The sequence below is a fragment of the Pseudomonas sp. KCJK9058 genome (assembly GCF_046230975.1).
Classification (GTDB): domain Bacteria; phylum Pseudomonadota; class Gammaproteobacteria; order Pseudomonadales; family Pseudomonadaceae; genus Aquipseudomonas; species Aquipseudomonas alloputida.
The window spans coordinates 1-18,635 of the sequence record NZ_JBJJLR010000074.1 but is presented as its reverse complement, the minus strand read 5'-3'; the positions used below and the strand labels follow the sequence as shown (position 1 = coordinate 18,635).

The window sequence follows — 18,635 nt, the reverse complement described above, 5'->3', positions numbered from 1 at the left end:
CGCCGCCCGCGCGGCGCTGGATTTCCGCTACACCACAAGAATCAAGGCAAGCCCCGCAAAACCGTCAGCGCGGCTCCATGTGGGCAATCATCAACTGCACACTTTCATTGCCGCGAAACTCGTTCACATCCAGCTTGTACGCCAACTCGACCCAACGCACGGTCGGGTTCGGCCACACTTCGCGATCGACGCCGAAGGCAATGCCATCCAGCCGTACCGAGCCACACTCGCTCTTGAGCACCACCTTCAGGTGCCGCTCGCCAACCACACGCTGCTCCACCAGCTGGAACACGCCATGGAACAGCGGCTCTGGGAAGTGCTGGCCCCATGGGCCGGCATGGCGCAGGGCCTTGGCCAGGTCGAGGTGGAACTCCTCTACCGCCAGGCTGCCGTCGGACAACAGCCGGCCGGTCAGGTCTTCTTCGCGCAGTTGACGCCGCACTTCTTCGTCGAAGGCCTCGGCGAATGCCGGGAAGTTGCCTTCTGGCAACGACAAACCGGCAGCCATGGCGTGGCCGCCGAACTTGCTGATCAGGTGCGGGTGGCGCGCGGCCACGGCATCCAGCGCATCGCGAATATGGAACCCCGGCACCGAGCGCGCCGAACCTTTGAGCATGCCGTCGCCAGCATCAGCGAACGCAATGGTCGGCCGGTGGTAACGTTCCTTCAGACGCGAAGCCAGAATACCGATCACCCCTTGGTGCCAATCGGCATCGAACAGGCACAAGCCGTAGGGCATGGACTCGACCGGTAGGTCCTTGAGCTGGGCCAGGGCCTCGCGCTGCATGCCCTGCTCGATGGACTTGCGGTCCTGGTTCAGGTCGTCCAGCTGCTGGGCCATGTCCTGGGCCAGCGCCGCGTCTTCGCACAGCAGGCATTCGATACCCAGGCTCATGTCGTCCAGCCGCCCTGCGGCGTTCAACCGCGGGCCGAGGATGAAACCGAGGTCGGTCGAGGTGATGCGCCGGTGATCACGGCGGGCCACTTCGAGAATGGCCTTCAGCCCCGGTCGGGCTCGGCCGGCGCGGATGCGCTCGAGGCCTTGGTGCACCAGGATGCGGTTGTTGGCATCCAGCGGCACCACGTCAGCAACACTGCCCAGCGCCACCAGATCGAGCAGTTCGCCAATGTTCGGCTGTGGCTGCGCCTCGTACCGCCCAAGGCTGCGCAAGCGAGCGCGCAGGGCCATCAACACATAGAAGATCACCCCTACCCCGGCCAGTGACTTGCTCGGAAAGCTGCAGCCCGGCTGGTTGGGGTTGATGATGGCATCGGCGTCGGGCAACTGCTCGCCCGGCAGGTGGTGGTCGGTGACCAGCACCTTGAGCCCGGCGGCCTTGGCGGCCGCCACGCCGTCAACACTGGAAATGCCGTTGTCCACGGTAATCAGTAACTGCGGCTGGCGCTGCAGCGCCACCTCGACGATTTCCGGGGTCAGGCCGTAGCCGTACTCGAAGCGGTTGGGCACCAGGTAATCGACATGGGCCGCACCCAGCAGGCGCAGGCCCAGCACCCCGACGGTGCTGGCGGTGGCACCGTCGGCATCGAAGTCGCCGACGATGAGGATGCGCTGGCGCTGGTCGATGGCTTCGACCAGCAGGTCCACACCGGCCTCGATGCCCTTGAGCTGCTGGTACGGCAGCAGGCGTGCCAGGCTTTTGTCCAGCTCGGCCTCGCTCTGCACGCCGCGCGCGGCGTAAAGGCGGGTCAGCAAGGGTGGCAAGTTACCCAGAAATGGCAGGGTCGGCGGCAGCGGACGAGGTTCGATACGCATGGGTTGCTTCAACCACGCTCACCGAGCAGCCACTGCAGTTGTACTTCATGCTGGCCACGGTCGTCAGTCACGAATACCGTACCTTCACTGATCATCACGTCCCACTTGATGCTACGCGGCATGTCGGTCGCCAGGGTTTCCAGCACCTCTTGCGGCACAGCGGCAATGCTCAGGTTTTTCAGGTTCTTGACCGCGCTCACCACTTTGCCTTCCCACACTCGCAGGCTGCCGTACGCCAGCAAGCTGGTGCGTTCGGTACGACGCGAGCACCAGGTCAGACGATCGGCATCGGGCTGGCCAACTTCAATCCAGTGCAGCACGCGATCGTCCAGGCTCTTTTCCCACAGCGCTGGCTCATCGACATCCGACAGGCCGCGGCCAAACGACAAGTTCTCGTTGTACCAGAGCGCGTACGCCAACAAACGAACTGCCATGCGCTCTTCGGTTTCCGAAGGGTGCCGTGCGATAGTCTGTTTGACGCTTTCGTAGACGTTGCGATCAAGGTCGGTGAGATTCAATTCGAACTTGTAGGTGGTGGACGGCTGGGCCATGGTCGACGGGCTTCGTGCAAAAGAAAGTGGCACAGTCTACCCCATCCGCACCTTCCATGCCCCGCAGCAGTACCCGGCGTAACCGACGTGTGATAAAACCACGGCTCTGCCCAACTGCCACGGACACCCCATGTCGACGCCCAGCAAACCCCTCGCCGGCCTTAAAGTTGTCGAACTCGGTACCCTGATCGCCGGGCCGTTCGCCTCGCGTATCTGTGCCGAATTCGGCGCCGAAGTGGTCAAGGTCGAATCGCCCGATGGCGGCGACCCGCTGCGCAAGTGGCGCAAGCTGTACGAGGGCACCTCGCTGTGGTGGTTCGTGCAGGCCCGCAACAAGCAGTCGCTCACCCTCAACCTCAAGCACCCCGAGGGCCGCGATATCCTCAAGCGCCTACTGGCCGAGGCCGACATCCTGATCGAAAACTTTCGCCCGGGCGTGCTGGAAAAACTTGGTTTGGGGTGGGATGTGCTGCATGCGCTGAACCCGCGCCTGGTGATGGTGCGCCTGTCGGGCTTTGGCCAGACCGGGCCGATGAAAGACCAGCCAGGCTTCGGTGCCGTAGGCGAGTCAATGGGCGGCCTGCGCTACATCACGGGTTTCGATGACCGCCCGCCGGTGCGAACCGGGATTTCCATCGGGGACTCGATTGCCGCCCTGTGGGGGGTGATCGGCGCGCTGATGGCGCTGCGCCACCGGGAAGTCAATGGCGGCCAGGGCCAGGTGGTGGACGTGGCCCTGTACGAGGCGATCTTTGCCATGATGGAGAGCATGGTCCCGGAATTCGATGTGTTCGGCTTCATCCGCGAACGCACCGGCAACATCATGCCAGGCATCACGCCCTCCTCCATCCACACAAGCGCCGACGGCAAGCATGTGCAGATCGGCGCCAACGGTGATGCGATCTTCAAGCGCTTCATGCAGGCCATCGGTCGCGATGACCTCGCCAACGACCCGACCCTGGCCAGCAACGACGGCCGCGACCTGCGTCGTGACGAGCTGTATGGGGTAATCGACCGTTGGGCCAGCAGCCTCCCACTGGAGCAACTGATGCAGGTGCTGACCACTGCCGAAGTGCCGGCCAGCCGTATCTATTCGGCCGAAGACATGTTCAACGACCCCCAGTACCTGGCACGCGAGATGTTCCTGCAGGCCAAGTTGCCGGATGGCAAGCCATTCCACATGCCCGGCATCGTGCCCAAGCTGTCGGAGACTCCCGGCTCTAGCGAATGGGTCGGCCCGGCCTTGGGCGAACATACCGAGGCGCTGCTCGGCAGCCTGGGCTACGACGCAGCGGCCATCGCCAGCCTGCGCGCAGCGGGCACGGTCTGATCCTGGCGCTGACCGGTTCCATGTGCGCGCCCCGCTGCCTACGCCACCTGGTCCTGCTCTGCGGGCTGCTACCTGTGTTGCTGTTGCAGCCCGCACATGCCAAGGAGCACCTCTTCTGGCTGGTACGCGACCTGCCACCGTTCACCATTTTTGATGGCCCGGAAGAAGGCCGGGGGGTCATCGACCAGTTGTTACCGCTGCTGATAAGGCAGATGCCCGAGTACGAACACAGCATCGTGCGGGTCAACCGCGCCCGCAGCCTGCAGATGCTGCAAGACCGTGACACCTTCACCTGCGACCCAACCCTGCTGTGGACACCGGAACGGGCCAAATATGTGCATTTTTCTGTTCCATCGCTGGGCGTGCTCAGCGGCGGCCTGGTGTTGCGCAAGGAAAACCAGGCGCTGGTGGCACCCTACCTCGACGGCCAGCAGGTGGACCTGCATGGCCTGCTGAGCAAGGCCCCGCTAAAGCTTGGGATTGTCGCGGAACGCAGCTACGGCACGCAGATTGACAGCATCTTGCGCCAGTTACCCGACAGCGCGCTCAGCCGCCACTACGGCAACGAGGCCACCGCCAACCTGCTGCAGATGCAGCAGTTGGGGCGCCTGCGCCTGGTGCTCGGCTACTGGCCTGAAGTTCGCTACCTGATCCAGCAACAAGGCGGGTCACTGACTGACTACCAGTTTCATGCTGTGCAGGGCGTGGATCGCTACCAGTTTCTGCATGTGGGCTGTTCAGACAGCGAATTGGGGCGTGCGGCAGTTGCCCACATCGACCAGTTGCTGCCCACCCTGCGCCGGGATGTGTTGCCAGGGTTGTATGCCCGCTGGCTGGACCTGGCATTGCGGGAGGACTATCTGGAGGAAAGCCGGCGTTTCTTTGAGGACAAATAAGCCCAACCGGTCTGCACCGTCGTTGCAGGAGCAGCCGAGGGATACGTGCCTGCCAAGAAAAAGAAACCCCAGGCGCTGGGGAAGACGCCCGGGGCCAAGCGAAAGCCCTTGAGGACTTCCCGTGGCAGCCTTGCCAGCGCCGGAGCAAAGCACTGGCTGGCTGCCCCTACACTGTCTGATGGGCGACTCAGGCAAAGGTTCCCTGCGGTTGTTGGCGATGCTGCAATGCCGCGATCACACAAGGCTGCAACCGCCCCTCAGCTATCTGCAAGTCTCGGTGCAAGCCGTCCACGAGGTCGATCAGCAGGCGTTGCTCCTGCAATTGGCGCTCGCTGACCGAGCGCCGCAAGGTAATACCTGAGAGGGGGTCGTGAACGGTCAGTTGACGATTACCGCTGGGATCGGCGATGCCGAGGTGGGTCTGATAGGGCGTCAGGGCTTCGTTGAGCAGGCTGCAGATTCTTTCCATCCGGATCACTCGCTGCGTGGTGGGACCTAAAGTAACTGACCAACAGGCGCCGCAGAAAGTTCGTCAAACCGCGCCCGCTTCAGTGAGCATGCGGGGCTGGCATGACAGTTTGAATACGCGACCCTGGGCGCACCTGCAGTGTTTGCAAGGCGTGCTGCAGGCGTGGCATCGACAGCGGCCAGGGCAACTCGTCGAGCACCCACACGCCACATTTTCTGGCCTCCTGGGCAAGGTTTTGACGCGTTGGGGCAGGCTGGCCGACGAACAGCAATGCGCGCACTCGTCGCTGCTGGGCGAGCAAAGCAAGGCCGGCCTGGGCTGGCATGGCGTGGTCAAGGATCAGCAAGTCAGGGCGACGCTCAGCGCAGAGGCAGGCGTCGAGGTCAGCGACGCTTTCGCTGATGCGCACGTTGAAGACGCCTTGGCCATTGAGGGCCTGGTGCAAGAGGATCTGGTGGGATGGGCGAGCCTGGTGAATCAACACATAGGGCTGGTGCATGAGCCGCTCCTGATGGGAGGACCGGCTAATTTATGCTTGGCGCCCGGCAGGCTGAATAGGATGTTTCTGATAGACAGGAGGGAAAGGGCTGAGACGTTGGGGCTGCGCTGCAGCCCCAAACGCCATGCAATTACAGCGGCTTGCCGCGGTTGCCGTGCTGGCTGACAAAGCCCTGTACAGCCTTCAGGTCATTGGCCAGGACCGTGCAACGCTCTTCACGGCTGAACAGGTCGCTGAGGTGCGCGGGTAGCTCCAGCGCCTTGCCCACACCGGCCTTCTCCACCGCGTCCGGGAACTTGACCGGGTGCGCGGTACCCAGCACCACCATTGGCGTGTCCAGGCTGCGGCGGCACTCGCGGGCAGCCTTCACGCCGATTGCGGTATGCGGGTCGAGCACTTCACCGGTGGCGGCGAACACTTCTGCGATGGTCTCGCAGGTTTGCTCGTCGCTGACAGCCAGCGAGTCGAACAGTTTGCGGGCTTCGGTCCAGCGGTCTTGCTCGACGCTGAAGCCACCACCTTGCTTGAAGTTGGCCATCAGCTCGGCAATCGCACCACCGTTGCGGCCATGCAGGTCGAACAGCAGGCGCTCGAAGTTGGACGAGACCATGATGTCCATCGACGGCGACAGGGTCGCGTGCAGGGTTTCCTTGACGTACTGGTTGCCGCTCATGAAGCGGTGCAGGATGTCGTTGCGGTTGGTGGCGACGATCAATTGGCTGACCGGCAGGCCCATGTTGCGCGCCAGGTAGCCGGCGAAGATGTCGCCGAAGTTGCCGGTTGGTACCGAGAACGCCACCGAGCGCGCCGGGCCGCCCAGCTGCAGGGCTGCATGGAAGTAGTAGACGATCTGGGCCATGATCCGCGCCCAGTTGATCGAGTTGACGGCGACCAGGCGGGTGCCCTTGAGGAACGACTGGTCGGCGAAACTGGCCTTGACCATTTCCTGGCAGTCGTCGAAGTTGCCTTCGATGGCGATGTTGTGGATGTTGTCGCCAAAGATGGTAGTCATCTGGCGGCGCTGCACTTCCGATACACGCTGGTGCGGGTGCAGGATGAAGATGTCGACGTTGTCGCAACGGCGGCAGCCTTCGATTGCAGCGGAACCGGTATCACCGCTGGTGGCACCGATGATGACCACGCGCTCGTTGCGCTTGGCCAGCACATGGTCAAGCAGGCGACCGAGCAACTGCAGGGCAAAGTCTTTGAACGCCAGGGTCGGGCCGTGGAACAGCTCCAGCACCCACTCGTTGCTGTTCAGCTGACGCAACGGGGCGACCGCAGCGTGGGCGAACTCGCCGTAGGTTTCTTCGAGGATCTTCTTGAAATCGGCGTCGGCGATGCTGCCCTCGACAAACGGACGCATCACGCGGAAGGCCAGCTCGTGGTAGGGCAAGCCGGCCCACGAGGCGATTTCTTCCTGGGTGAAGCGTGGCAGGTTTTCCGGCACGTAGAGGCCGCCGTCGCTGGCCAGGCCAGCCAGCAGCACGTCTTCGAAATTCAGGGCCGGTGCCTGGCCGCGGGTACTGATATAGCGCATGGGTGCAAACCTTCGATGCTGGGGCCGGGGCCGCGCGGGCGGCCCATCGGCAATATTTGTTAGTTGAGCTGCTCGACGCGAATGCGCACAACCTTGCCGACCACGTCCTGCAGGGCTTCCAGGGCGACGATGGCGTCATTGATACGCTGCTCGACCACGCCATGGGTCACCAGGATCATTGGCACCAGGCCATCCTGTTCCTCGGCTTCCTTCTGCATGATCGACTCGATGTTGATACCGCGCTCCGAGAGGATGCTGGCGACCTGGGCCAGTACGCCTGGGTGATCCTTGGCCTGGATGCGCAGGTAGTAAGCGCTTTCGCAGGCTTCGATCGGCAGGATCGGGTGGGCCGACAGCGAGTCTGGCTGGAAGGCCAGGTGCGGCACACGGTTTTCCGGGTCGGAGGTCATGGCACGGACCACGTCGACCAGGTCGCCGACCACTGACGAAGCGGTAGGCTCCATACCCGCGCCGGCACCGTAGTACAGGGTGGAGCCGGCAGCATCACCGTTGACCATGACAGCGTTCATCACGCCGTTGACGTTGGCGATCAGACGGTCGGCCGGGATCAGCGTCGGGTGCACGCGCAGCTCGATACCTTCGGCGGTGCGACGCGCCACGCCCAGGTGCTTGATGCGGTAGCCCAACGCCTCGGCGTAGTTCACGTCTGCCGTTGTCAGCTGGGTGATACCTTCGGTGTAGGCCTTGTCGAACTGCAGCGGGATACCGAACGCGATGGACGCCAGGATCGTCAGCTTGTGCGCAGCGTCGATGCCTTCTACGTCAAAGGTCGGGTCGGCTTCGGCGTAGCCCAGCGCCTGAGCTTCGGCCAGCACGTCCGGGAAGGCACGGCCCTTCTCACGCATTTCGGTGAGGATGAAGTTGCCAGTGCCGTTGATGATGCCAGCCAGCCAGTTGATGCGGTTGGCCGACAGGCCTTCGCGGATGGCCTTGATCACCGGGATGCCACCGGCTACGGCCGCCTCGAAAGCCACAATCACGCCCTTCTCGCGAGCTTTGGCGAAGATTTCGTTGCCGTGCACGGCAATCAGCGCCTTGTTGGCAGTGACCACGTGCTTGCCGTTTTCGATGGCCTTCAGCACCAGGTCGCGGGCGATGGTATAGCCACCGATCAGCTCGATGACAATGTCGATCTCCGGGTTGCTTGCAACTTCGAACACGTCAGCGGTAATGGGGGTACCGGTAATCTGGCAGTTCGGGTTCTGCGAGCGCATGGCGATCTGTGCCACTTCAATACCGCGCCCGGCACGGCGGGCAATCTCCTCGGCGTTGCGCTGAAGTACATTGAAGGTTCCGCCACCGACGGTCCCCAACCCACAGATGCCTACTTTGACCGGTTTCACTGTGAACTCCCCATTGAACGGCCGACACGTTTGCCGACCGTGAAACTTGCCGTCACCCCATGACGACGGCGTACTGAACTGGATTACTTGGCAAGTGCCAGCTTGGCGACCTGCGGTGCCGGCTGGTAGCCCGGAATGACCTGGCCGCTTTCAAGAACAATGGCCGGCGTGCCGTTGACACCGATCGACTGACCCAGCTGGAACTGCTTGCTGACCGGGTTGGTGCACTTGGCGGCCTTGATTTCTTCACCTTCGACCATTTTGTCCATCGCCCCACGGCGGTCGCTGGAGCACCACACCGCCTGCAACTGCTGGTCACCCGCCGAACCGAGGCCCTGACGCGGGAAGGCGACATAGCGCACTTCGATACCGCGACGGTTCAACTCAGGCACTTCGGCGTGCAGTTTGTGGCAGTACGGGCAGGTAGTGTCGGTGAACACGGTGATGTGCGACTTGGTCTCGCCTTTGGCAGGATAAACCACCATCTCGGCGGCTGGAATGCCGTTGATGAGCTTGGCGATACCTTGGCGTTCGGTTTTTTCGGTGAGGTTGACCGGCTTGCCGTCCTGGATCTGGAACAGGTAGCCCTGCATCACAAACTGGCCGTCAGCGCTGGCGTACAGCACGCGGCCGCCCTGCAGCTTGACTTCATACAGGCCGTTGAGCGGGCTGCTGGCCACGCTTTCCACGGGCACTTCCAACTCGAGGTTCTGCAACGATTTACGGATGGCCTGCTCGGCACCGGCGTTGCTATCGGTTGCCGCGGCAACGGCAAAGGTACTGGCCAGCGCCAACGCGGCGGCGGCGAAAAACTGGGTCACGCGCATGGGAACTCCTGAAGGCGGACAGGGGCCGGAGGGCGCCACCTGCGGAAAATACGCGGTGACCGTGCGGCCCTTGGTGCAAACCGCTCAAGCCTACCACATCACGCTGCCAGTGAAGGGGGTCGCAAGGACCGGTCGGCGGAACATGAAAAACATTCATCCACGCGGGTGGTGCTGGGCGTGCAACTGCTGCAGGCGGGCCTTGGCGACGTGGGTATAGATCTGCGTGGTCGACAGGTCACTGTGGCCCAGCAGCATCTGCACCACCCGCAAGTCGGCACCGTGGTTGAGCAGGTGGGTGGCGAAGGCATGCCGCAAGGTGTGCGGCGACAGCGGCTTGTCGATGCCGGCAACCCGTGCGTGGTGTTTGATACGGTGCCAGAAGGTCTGGCGCGTCATCTGCTCGCCGCGCTGACTGGGGAACAGCACGTCGCTGGGACGGCCATTGAGCAGTTCGGCGCGACCATCGCGCTGGTAGCGCTCCAACCACACCACCGCCTCTTCCCCCATGGGCACCAGGCGTTCCTTGCTGCCCTTGCCCATCACCCGCAGCACACCCTGGCGCAGGTTTACCTGGTCGAGGGTCAGGCTGACCAATTCGGTAACCCGAAGACCGCACGCGTAGAGCACTTCGAGCATGGCACGGTCGCGTTGGCCAATGGCTTCGCCCAGGTCCGGAGCCTGCAACAGGGCTTCGACGTCGGCTTCGGACAGCGACTTGGGTAGCGGCTTGCCCAATTGCGGCATGTCGACCTGCAGGGTCGGGTCGATGGCCACCAGCTTTTCCCGCAGCAGGTAACGGAAAAAGCCGCGCAGACCGGAGAGGAAACGCGCCGTGGAACGTGGCTTGTAGCCCTGATCCAGACGCCAGGCCAAGTGATCGAGGATCAGGTCGCGGCCGGCGTCTGGCAGCGATACCGAATGCTCCTGCAGCCAGCCATTGAACAGGGCCAGGTCGCTGCGGTAGGACACGCGGGTGTTGTCGGACAGGCCTTTTTCCAGCCATAGGGCGTCAAGGAACTGGTCGATCAGGGGGTGGTCGAGGGCGGGCATGAAATCTCGGTGGCAAACGACGAAATGGCGCTTAGTCTTTCATAACAACGTCGGCATAGGGAGCCCGCATGAGCGAACAGCAGATCCTTCTGAGTGTGGGCGGCATCGGCGCAGCAGCGCTCGCCTGCCAGTGGCTGGCCTGGCGCCTGAAGCTGCCGGCGATTCTGTTTCTGTTGTTGGCCGGGATCCTTGCCGGCCCAGCGCTGGGATGGCTCGATCCCGAGGCGCTGTTCGGCCCATTGCTGATGCCGCTGGTGTCGCTGGCGGTGGCGCTGATCCTGTTCGAAGGCAGCCTGACCCTGCACCTGTCGCAGTGGCGCGAGATCGGCAGCGTGGTGCATCGCCTGGTCACGGTAGGTGCACTGGTCACCTGGCTGGTGATTGCACTGGCAACCCACTGGCTGCTCGGGTTCGACTGGCCGCTGGCGATTCTTTTCGGCACCCTGACGCTGGTGACCGGCCCCACGGTGATCGTGCCGATGCTGCGCGTGGTGCGGCCAAAGTCTGCGATCGCGAACATCCTGCGCTGGGAAGGGATCATGATCGACCCCATCGGCGCGCTGCTCGCCGTGGTGGTATACAGCTTCATCATCGCCAGCGCCGAGGGTAACGGCCTGAGCCAGAGCCTTATCACTTTTGCCGGTGTGATCTTCTGCGGTACCGCCCTGGGCGCGGCAGGGGGCTGGGTACTGGGGCAAATCATGCGCGAACAGTGGCTACCAGAATATCTGCACAATCTCGCGTCTTTGGCGGCGGTACTGGGCATTTTCATCGCCGCCAACCAGATCGTGCACGAGTCCGGGCTGCTGGCGGTGACCGTGATGGGCATGTGGCTGGCCAACATGCGCGGGGTTGATGTGCGGCAAATCCTGCACTTCAAGGAAAACCTCAGTGTGCTGCTGATATCCGGCCTGTTCATCCTGCTGGCTGCACGCATTGACCTGCATGCCCTGCTGGGCCTTGGCCCTGCTGTGCTGGCATTGCTGCTGGTGATCCAGCTGCTGGCACGCCCGCTCAACGTTTGGCTGGCCACACTGGGCTCGACACTCAACTGGCGGGAGCGCGCGCTGCTGGCCTGGATTGCGCCGCGCGGCATCGTTGCCGCGGCCGTTTCCGCTATTTTTGCCATCCGCCTGCACCAGGCCGGCCACCAGGATGCCTTGCTGCTGGTACCGTTGACCTTCGCGGTAATCATTGGCACGGTGGTACTGCAAAGCGCCACGGCCAGGCCGCTGGCACGCTTGCTCAAGGTCGCCGAACCGGCACCCAGCGGGTTTCTCATCGTCGGTGCCAACGAACCGGCCCGGGCCATCGCCAAAGCCCTTCAACAATTGGGCTGCCGGGTTTTGCTGACGGACTCCAGCTGGGAAAACATCCGCGCCGCACGCATGGACGGGCTCACGACCTACTTTGGCAACCCGGCCTCGCAGCATGCCGACGCCCATCTGGACCTGGTCGGCCTCGGGCACTTGCTGGGCCTCTCTCCCGCCGGCGAAATCAATGCCCTGGCCTGCGCCAGGTTCCGTCATGATTTCGGCCACAGCCGGCTGTTCGTGCTAGCCAGTGGCCTGGAGAAACAACGTAGCGACAAGCACCGGGCGGCCGAAGAGCACCGCGGGCATCTATTGGGGGCCAAGCCGATGACCTACCTGCAACTGGCCAACCGTCTGCATCAAGGCGCCGAGCTGTATAGCACCAACCTGACCGAAGGCTTTGGCTGGGATGCCTACCAGGCACTGCATGGCGAACGGGCAAACTTGCTGTTCGCGCGCGATGGCCATGGCTGGGTCCATGTAGCCAGCCCTGATAACCCGCTGCAGCCACAACCGGGCTGGACCTTGGTGGCATTGATCGAGCCAGCAGCGCAACCGTAATGCTCAGGTGCCTGGCAGCACGGGCACCGGGCGCTTGTCCTCGTCAATGGCGACGAAGCTGAACACCCCATGGATTGCCCGATCACGGCCATCCAGGTACATGTTCTCGACAAACACATCCACCTGCACCTGCAAGCTGGTATTGCCGACCTTGATCACCGTACCCACCAGCTCGACGATCGAGCCCGCCGGAATCGGGTGCTTGAAATCGATACGGTCGGTAGACACGGTCACCAGCGGCAGGCGGCAGAAACGCGTGGCAGCGATGAACGACACTTCGTCCATCCAGGCCAGGGCGGTGCCGCCGAACAGGGTGTTGTGGTGGTTGGTGGTATTGGGGAACACCGCCTTGGTCACGCGGGTCACCGACAGTTCGGTGCGGCGCTGGATTTCCTGGTCTCGGGTCGTCATGGCAATCACATTTTCGGGGTTTCAAAACGCAAAAAAGCAGCCCGAAGGCTGCTTTTTTCTCGCTAGGCGGCCTCGGCCACCGGGCAAACTGCACTCAGGACAGTTTTTCCTTGATGCGAGCGGCTTTGCCGGACAGGTCGCGCAGGTAGTACAGCTTGGCTTTACGCACGTCACCACGACGTTTCACGGCCAGGCTGTCGATTTGCGGGCTGTAGGTCTGGAAGGTACGCTCTACGCCAACGCCGCTGGAGATCTTGCGCACGGTGAAGGCGCTGTTCAGACCGCGGTTACGCTTGGCGATAACGACGCCTTCGAACGCCTGCAGACGGGAACGCTCACCTTCCTTCACTTTAACCTGAACGACAACGGTGTCGCCTGGTGCGAAGGTCGGGATTTCCTTGCTCATCTGCTCGGCTTCGAGCTGCTGGATGATCTTGTTGGTCATGCTGTGCTCCTAAGATGGATACGCGATCCACCATCGATACGTTTAACTATCGTCCCGCTCGCGGAGATATTCCTCGAGCAGCTTCTTCTCTTCTCCAGAAAGCGAGCGACTTTCCAGAAGATCGGCGCGTCGTTCGAAGGTCCTACCAAGGGACTGCTTCATCCTCCAACGCCGGATATGTGCATGGTTGCCACTTAGCAACACGTCGGGAACACGCTGATCCGCATACACCTCAGGCCGGGTGTAGTGCGGGCAATCAAGCAGACCGTCGGTGAAGGAATCTTCTTCCGCCGAGTCCACATGCCCTAAAGCTCCGGGCAGCAGTCGCGTAACCGCATCGATCAGTACCATGGCCGGCAGCTCGCCACCGGAAAGCACATAGTCGCCAATCGACCACTCCTCATCGACATGAGCCTCGATAAAGCGCTCGTCGATGCCTTCATAACGACCGGCGATCAGGATCAATGATTCCTGTTCGGCCAGGCCTTTGACCGCCTGCTGAGTCAGCTTGCGGCCTTGTGGCGAAAGGTAGATCACCTTCGCCGCTGCTCCGGTCGCCTGCCTGGCGCTAACCAAGGCGTCTTCCAGAGGCTTGATTTTCATCACCATGCCCGGACCACCGCCAAACGGCCGATCATCTACCGTGTGGTGACGATCTGTGGTGTAGTCCCGCGGGTTCCAGCAAGTCACCTGAAGCAACCCTTGTTTCACCGCGCGGCTGGTAATGCCGTACTCCGTGATGGCCGAGAACATCTCGGGGAACAACGTGATGACGTCTACGCGAAGGTTACCCATCGTTTAGAAGTCCGCGTCCCATTCGACCCGCATCACGCCTGCTTCGAGGTCGATTGCCAGCACACATTGCTCCGTATAGGGCAACAGACGCTCGCGATCATCCAGGCTGCCTGCGCAGGGCTTGACCACCATTACATCGTTCGCACCGGTCTCCAACAGGTGATCGACCTTGCCGAACAGTTGTTCGTCCTGGTTGATGACCTTCAGACCTACCAACTGGTACCAGTAGTACTCGTCGGCAGCCAGGTTGGGCAAAAGGCTCCGCGGGATGCAGATTTCGTAACCGCTCAGAAGACGGGCTTCATCGCGATCGTCGAGACCTTTCAGCTTCACGACCAGGCCCTTTTGGGAGCCACGACCGCTGACCAGCTCGACCTGCTTTACCTTGCCTTCGTGCCGAAGCGTCCAGCGTGGATAATCCAACAGGTTTTCAATCGGATCGGTAAAGGAATACACCTTCACCTCGCCGCGAACGCCGTGAACCGAAAAAATCTTGCCAACGACGATGAGGTCGTCAGCCTTTTCTGGCGTCGCGTTCATACTATTCAGGCAGCGGCCTTGGCAGCTTCCTTCAGCAGCTGAGCAACACGCTCAGACGGCTGTGCACCCTGGCTCAGCCAGTAGGTGACGCGCTCTTGGTTGACCGACAGCTTAACTTCGGCGCCAGCAGCGATTGGGTTGAAGAAACCTACGCGCTCAACGAAACGGCCGTCACGGGCGTTACGCGAGTTGGTCACGGTCAGGTGGTAGAATGGGCGCTTTTTCGAGCCGCCACGGGCCAGACGAATGGTTACCATGTGAACATCGTTCCTATAGTCGGTGCTGCAGTTGATACAGCAGCTGGTACTGCAAATCTGAATGCCAAATAGGCACACGGGTGCCCAAAAGGCCGCATATTCTCGGGGAATACACGGACATTTGCAAATGACTTTTTCGGCAAGGCATCGCCCTGCCGTCCAGATTTGCCGGTTGCGCCGCGAAATTCGCGGCTGTTGCCCCGCTACAGCGGGGGTTCTGGGCGCTTGCCCGACAAAAGGCAGGCACCCGAATCAGGGGTTACAGCTTTGGCATGCCGCCACCTGGCAGCATCCCACCGAGGCCGCGCATCATCTTGGCCATGCCGCCTTTGGCAGAAAATTTCTTCATCATCTTCTGCATCTGCTTGTGCTGCTTGATCAGCCGGCCGATGTCCTGCACCTGGGTACCGGACCCCAACGCAATACGGCGCTTGCGCGAACCGCTGATCAGGTCAGGGTCGCGGCGCTCGGCCGGGGTCATGGAGTTGATGATCGCTTCCATCTGCTTGAACTGCTTTTCGGCCGCGCCCTGGGCGTTGCCCATTTGTGACAGGTTGACCCCGCCGATGCTTGGCAGCTTGTCCATCAGGCCGCCGAGGCCGCCCATGTTCTTCATTTGCTGCAGCTGGTCACGGAAGTCTTCGAGGTCGAAGCCCTTGCCCTTCTTCAGCTTCTTGGCCAGCTTGTCGGCCTTGGCCTTGTCGATGGTCTGCTCAGCCTGCTCGATCAGACTGAGCACGTCGCCCATGCCGAGGATGCGCGAAGCGACGCGGTCGGGGTGGAACGGCTCGAGGGCCTCGGTCTTCTCACCCATACCGATGAACTTGATCGGTTTGCCGGTGATTGCACGTACCGACAGCGCAGCACCGCCACGGGCGTCACCGTCGACCTTGGTCAGCACCACACCGGTCAGCGGCAGCGCCTCGCCAAAGGCCTTGGCGGTGTTGGCAGCGTCCTGGCCGGTCATGGCGTCGACCACGAACAGCGTCTCGATCGGTTTGACGGCAGCGTGCAGCGCCTTGATCTCGTCCATCATGTCGGCGTCGATGTGCAGACGGCCGGCGGTGTCGACGATGACCACGTCGATGAACTTCAGCTTGGCTTCACGGATGGCGGCTTCGGCGATGGCCACCGGCTTCTGGCTGATATCGGACGGGAAGAAGGTGACGCCGATATCGTTGGCCAGTGTTTCCAACTGCTTGATTGCCGCCGGACGATAGACGTCGGCAGACACCACCATCACGCTCTTTTTCTTGCGCTCTTTAAGAAAGCGCGCCAGCTTGCCGGCGGTGGTGGTCTTACCGGCGCCCTGCAGGCCCGCCATCAGCACGACAGCAGGCGGGGCGGCGTTCAGTGCGAGGTCTTCGTTGGCCGCGCCCATCAGGCTTTCCAGCTCGGCCTGGACGATCTTCACGAAGGCCTGGCCCGGGGTCAGGCTGCGCGACACCTCGGTACCGACCGCACGATCCTTGACGCTGTTGACGAAATCCTTGACGACCGGCAGGGCAACGTCGGCCTCGAGCAGCGCCATGCGCACTTCGCGCAGCGTGTCCTTGATGTTGTCTTCGGTCAGCTTGGCCTTGCCGGTGACATGGCGCAGCGTCTGTGACAGGCGGTCGGTCAGGTTTTCGAACATGGTGATCCTTTCAGGCCCAGTAAAGCCGAGGTTTGTCAGGTGCCAGGGGGGAAATACACACCCGCCGGGCACAGCAAGGCGGCGATTATAGCGAAGTGCAGCGGCGACGCACACCTTGGTAGATATTCGGTGGCTGTGCTGGCCTCTTCGCGGGCGCGCCCGCTCCCGCAGGATCTTCACGGCTTGCAGGCCTGGGCCGTACCGGTGGGAACGGGCGTGCCCGCGAATGCCCTGACACAACCCTTCAGTCTTCCTAGAGCGGCAGAATCTATGCCAAACTCCGTCTCTTTAAAGGCTCGCCAACCAGGACTTATGGTCTCCTCTCCCAGCCTCATTCCCAACCTGATCGCCGCCGGCCTATATATAGCAGCGGCCATCTACCAGGGCTCTCACCTGGCCCAGGGCCGCAAGGCCGACAAGCGCCTGCTTGGCCTGCTGGGTGCCTTCGCGGTGCTGGCCCAGGCCGGCGCACTGTTCTTCCAGCTGATCACCCCGCTGGGGCTGAGCCTGGACTTCTTCAGCGCCGCCAGCCTAATCGCCGTGGCAGTCATTACCCTGACATTGCTGGCCTGCCTGCGCATACCGGTAGAAAACCTGCTGGTGCTGCTGTTCCCGCTGGGCGCGGTAACGGCACTGCTGGCGCAGTTCGCGCCCCCCGGTACGGTGCCGCTGATCAATGAAGAACCGGGCATCCTTGCGCATATCCTGTTGTCGATCCTGGCCTACGGGCTGTTCACCATCGCGGTGTTCCAGTCGCTGCTGTTGCTACTGCAGGACCGCCAGCTGAAGAACAAGCACCCGTCCGGGCTGATCCGCAACTTCCCGCCACTGCAAACCATGGAAAGCCTACTGTTCGGCTTCCTCTGGGCCGGTTGGTGCCTGTTGTCGCTGTCGCTGATCTCCGGCTGGCTGTTCCTCGACAACCTGTTTGCCCAGCACCTGGCGCACAAGACCTTGCTGGCCTGTGTCGCCTGGGTGGTGTTCAGCGTGCTGCTGTGGGGCCGCACCCGCCTGGGTTGGCGGGGCCACATGGCCATCCGCTGGACGCTGGCCGGTTTCTGCCTGCTGATGCTGGCCTATTTCGGCAGCAAGCTGGTTCGCGAATTCATCTTGCATATCTGACGGCCGCCCATGGACACCCTGCCGTACGCACCGCTATTCGGCACTCTGGCACTGGCCCTTTTGTGGTCAGCACTGTTCACCGCCGTGGATGCTGCCCGCCTGCAGCTCAATGGCGCACTGCGCGCCGGCGAAGACGGCCATCCCGTGCTGCCGGCCCAGGCCTTGGTGCTGTGCGCCAGCCTGGGCAAGCTACTGGTGCTGGGTCTGGCCTGCCTGATGGGCCAGCGCCAAAGCGGCGAGCACGGCTTCTGGCTGGCAGGCCTGGCGGCGACCCTCGTCTTGCTGGTGTTTGCCGAATACCTGCCGCGGCGCCTGGCCCGGCGTAACCCGCAGGCGTTCGTGAGCCTTGGCGCCAGCCTGCTGAAAGTGCCTCTCGCACTGCTGCAGCCACTGGCCTGTCTGCTGGACGGCATCGCCAAGCTCATGCTGCGCCCGTTCCGTGCACAGCCCACCGCTGTGGCCCTGCACACGCAGGATACCGACGACTTCGATGAGGATGAACCGCACGAAGCGCCTCGCCATGGCCTGCTCGACGGCCTGCAGTCGTTGGACAAGATCACCGTCAACGACATCCTGGTGCCGCGCAACGAAGTGGATGGCATCAACCTGGACGAGCCGATCGAACGCATCATCGAGCAGTTGATCGTCAGCCGCCACACCCGCCTGCCGGTCTACCACAACGACATCAACCAGGTCGAAGCGATCCTCAACACCAAGCTGATCAGCCACCTGCTGCCCAAGGCCGAGCTGACCCTGGAAGCGCTGCACAGCGCCTGCTACGAACCTTATTTCGTACCGGAAAGCACGCCCCTGCAAATGCAGTTGTTGAACTTCCACAAGCAGCAACGCCGCTTGGGCGTGGTGGTGGACGAGTACGGCGAAGTACTGGGTATCGTCACCCTGGAAGACATTCTCGAAGAGATCGTCGGCGAGTTCGAGGACGAGCAAAGCCTGGAAAACCCGCATGTGCATCCGCAACCCGATGGCACCTTCGTCATCGATGGCACCGCTTCGTTACGCGAAATCAACCGTACCCTGAGCTGGCACCTGCCCTGCGACGGCGGGCCGAAAACCCTCAACGGGCTGGTCACCGAAGCGCTGGAAAGCATCCCGGAAAGCGCTGTTTGCCTGAAGATAGGCCGCTATCGCCTGGAAATCCTTGAAACAGAGGACAATTGCGCCAGCAAGGTACTGGTGTGGACCGTGACCCGATAGCTATACTCGGGTCACGCTTACCCAGCCCCGCCGTCACGCC

19 protein-coding genes are annotated in these 18,635 nt (G+C 62.4%); 5 read left to right on the top strand and 14 right to left on the bottom strand.

Going from position 1 to position 18,635, the window contains the following annotated elements; translation table 11 throughout:
* Positions 1–64 precede the first annotated feature (64 nt).
* Together recJ and ACK59Z_RS24600 are read right to left on the bottom strand one after the other, a co-directional pair.
* Positions 65–1,774 carry a single-stranded-DNA-specific exonuclease RecJ gene (recJ, locus tag ACK59Z_RS24605; RefSeq protein WP_070384304.1) on the bottom strand — a complete coding sequence of 570 codons (1,710 nt, stop codon included), beginning with the start codon at positions 1,772–1,774 and terminating at the stop codon, positions 65–67.
* Between the two features lie 8 nt (positions 1,775–1,782).
* Entirely contained in the window at positions 1,783–2,325 is a 543-nt protein-coding gene (locus ACK59Z_RS24600) for a YaeQ family protein (protein ID WP_003252169.1), read from the bottom strand.
* Positions 2,326–2,455: 130 nt separating this feature from the next.
* Here ACK59Z_RS24600 and ACK59Z_RS24595 point away from each other — a divergent pair, with 130 nt between their 5' ends.
* Together ACK59Z_RS24595 and ACK59Z_RS24590 are read left to right on the top strand one after the other, a co-directional pair.
* Positions 2,456–3,655 (top strand): CaiB/BaiF CoA-transferase family protein, encoded by a 1,200-nt coding sequence (locus ACK59Z_RS24595; protein ID WP_108192180.1) that lies wholly within the window; start codon positions 2,456–2,458, stop codon positions 3,653–3,655.
* Between the two features lie 20 nt (positions 3,656–3,675).
* Positions 3,676–4,551 carry a TIGR02285 family protein gene (locus tag ACK59Z_RS24590; protein WP_409293865.1) on the top strand — a complete coding sequence of 292 codons (876 nt, stop codon included), beginning with the start codon at positions 3,676–3,678 and terminating at the stop codon, positions 4,549–4,551.
* A 187-nt stretch (positions 4,552–4,738) separates the two neighbouring features.
* Here ACK59Z_RS24590 and ACK59Z_RS24585 read toward each other — a convergent pair whose 3' ends face one another.
* From ACK59Z_RS24585 to xerD, 6 genes are all read right to left on the bottom strand, one after another.
* Positions 4,739–5,020, bottom strand: a complete 282-nt coding sequence (locus tag ACK59Z_RS24585) for a DUF3509 domain-containing protein (RefSeq protein WP_047604471.1) — start codon at positions 5,018–5,020, stop codon at positions 4,739–4,741.
* Between the two features lie 79 nt (positions 5,021–5,099).
* Positions 5,100–5,519: a response regulator gene (locus tag ACK59Z_RS24580; protein WP_108192182.1), complete on the bottom strand. Its 420-nt coding sequence runs from the start codon at positions 5,517–5,519 to the stop codon at positions 5,100–5,102.
* Between the two features lie 130 nt (positions 5,520–5,649).
* Entirely contained in the window at positions 5,650–7,059 is a 1,410-nt protein-coding gene (thrC, locus tag ACK59Z_RS24575; RefSeq protein ID WP_003252159.1) for a threonine synthase, read from the bottom strand.
* Positions 7,060–7,118: 59 nt separating this feature from the next.
* The gene (locus tag ACK59Z_RS24570) at positions 7,119–8,423 is read right to left on the bottom strand and encodes a homoserine dehydrogenase (protein WP_003252157.1); all 1,305 of its coding nucleotides are present in this window, start codon (positions 8,421–8,423) and stop codon (positions 7,119–7,121) included.
* A gap of 83 nt (positions 8,424–8,506) precedes the next feature.
* Positions 8,507–9,250, bottom strand: a complete 744-nt coding sequence (locus tag ACK59Z_RS24565) for a thioredoxin fold domain-containing protein (RefSeq protein WP_003252155.1) — start codon at positions 9,248–9,250, stop codon at positions 8,507–8,509.
* A 153-nt stretch (positions 9,251–9,403) separates the two neighbouring features.
* A complete protein-coding gene (xerD, locus tag ACK59Z_RS24560) occupies positions 9,404–10,300 on the bottom strand; it encodes a site-specific tyrosine recombinase XerD (RefSeq protein WP_003252154.1) in 897 nt (298 codons plus the stop codon).
* Positions 10,301–10,368: 68 nt separating this feature from the next.
* On the opposite strand from xerD, the gene ACK59Z_RS24555 reads away from it, so the two are divergent.
* A complete protein-coding gene (locus ACK59Z_RS24555) occupies positions 10,369–12,174 on the top strand; it encodes a cation:proton antiporter (protein WP_409293862.1) in 1,806 nt (601 codons plus the stop codon).
* A gap of 3 nt (positions 12,175–12,177) precedes the next feature.
* Here ACK59Z_RS24555 and ACK59Z_RS24550 read toward each other — a convergent pair whose 3' ends face one another.
* The 6 genes from ACK59Z_RS24550 to ffh all read right to left on the bottom strand — a co-directional run bounded on the left by ACK59Z_RS24550 (position 12,178) and on the right by ffh (position 16,258).
* Positions 12,178–12,585 carry an acyl-CoA thioesterase gene (locus ACK59Z_RS24550; protein WP_003252150.1) on the bottom strand — a complete coding sequence of 136 codons (408 nt, stop codon included), beginning with the start codon at positions 12,583–12,585 and terminating at the stop codon, positions 12,178–12,180.
* A 94-nt stretch (positions 12,586–12,679) separates the two neighbouring features.
* On the bottom strand, positions 12,680–13,030 hold the full coding sequence (gene rplS / locus ACK59Z_RS24545; RefSeq protein WP_003252148.1) for a 50S ribosomal protein L19: 351 nt from the start codon (positions 13,028–13,030) through the stop codon (positions 12,680–12,682).
* A 42-nt stretch (positions 13,031–13,072) separates the two neighbouring features.
* A complete protein-coding gene (trmD, locus tag ACK59Z_RS24540) occupies positions 13,073–13,825 on the bottom strand; it encodes a tRNA (guanosine(37)-N1)-methyltransferase TrmD (RefSeq protein ID WP_003252146.1) in 753 nt (250 codons plus the stop codon).
* A gap of 3 nt (positions 13,826–13,828) precedes the next feature.
* Positions 13,829–14,365 carry a ribosome maturation factor RimM gene (rimM, locus tag ACK59Z_RS24535; RefSeq protein WP_003252144.1) on the bottom strand — a complete coding sequence of 179 codons (537 nt, stop codon included), beginning with the start codon at positions 14,363–14,365 and terminating at the stop codon, positions 13,829–13,831.
* A gap of 5 nt (positions 14,366–14,370) precedes the next feature.
* Positions 14,371–14,622, bottom strand: coding sequence for a 30S ribosomal protein S16 (gene rpsP / locus ACK59Z_RS24530; RefSeq protein ID WP_003252142.1), 252 nt, complete (start codon positions 14,620–14,622; stop codon positions 14,371–14,373).
* A 259-nt stretch (positions 14,623–14,881) separates the two neighbouring features.
* A complete protein-coding gene (gene ffh, locus ACK59Z_RS24525; RefSeq protein WP_003252139.1) occupies positions 14,882–16,258 on the bottom strand; it encodes a signal recognition particle protein in 1,377 nt (458 codons plus the stop codon).
* A 312-nt stretch (positions 16,259–16,570) separates the two neighbouring features.
* On the opposite strand from ffh, the gene ACK59Z_RS24520 reads away from it, so the two are divergent.
* Together ACK59Z_RS24520 and ACK59Z_RS24515 are read left to right on the top strand one after the other, a co-directional pair.
* Complete coding sequence (locus ACK59Z_RS24520; RefSeq protein WP_003252138.1) at positions 16,571–17,380, top strand: inner membrane protein YpjD; 810 nt, start codon at positions 16,571–16,573, stop codon at positions 17,378–17,380.
* A gap of 9 nt (positions 17,381–17,389) precedes the next feature.
* A complete protein-coding gene (locus ACK59Z_RS24515) occupies positions 17,390–18,595 on the top strand; it encodes a transporter associated domain-containing protein (protein WP_108192184.1) in 1,206 nt (401 codons plus the stop codon).
* Positions 18,596–18,635: the final 40 nt, after the last annotated feature.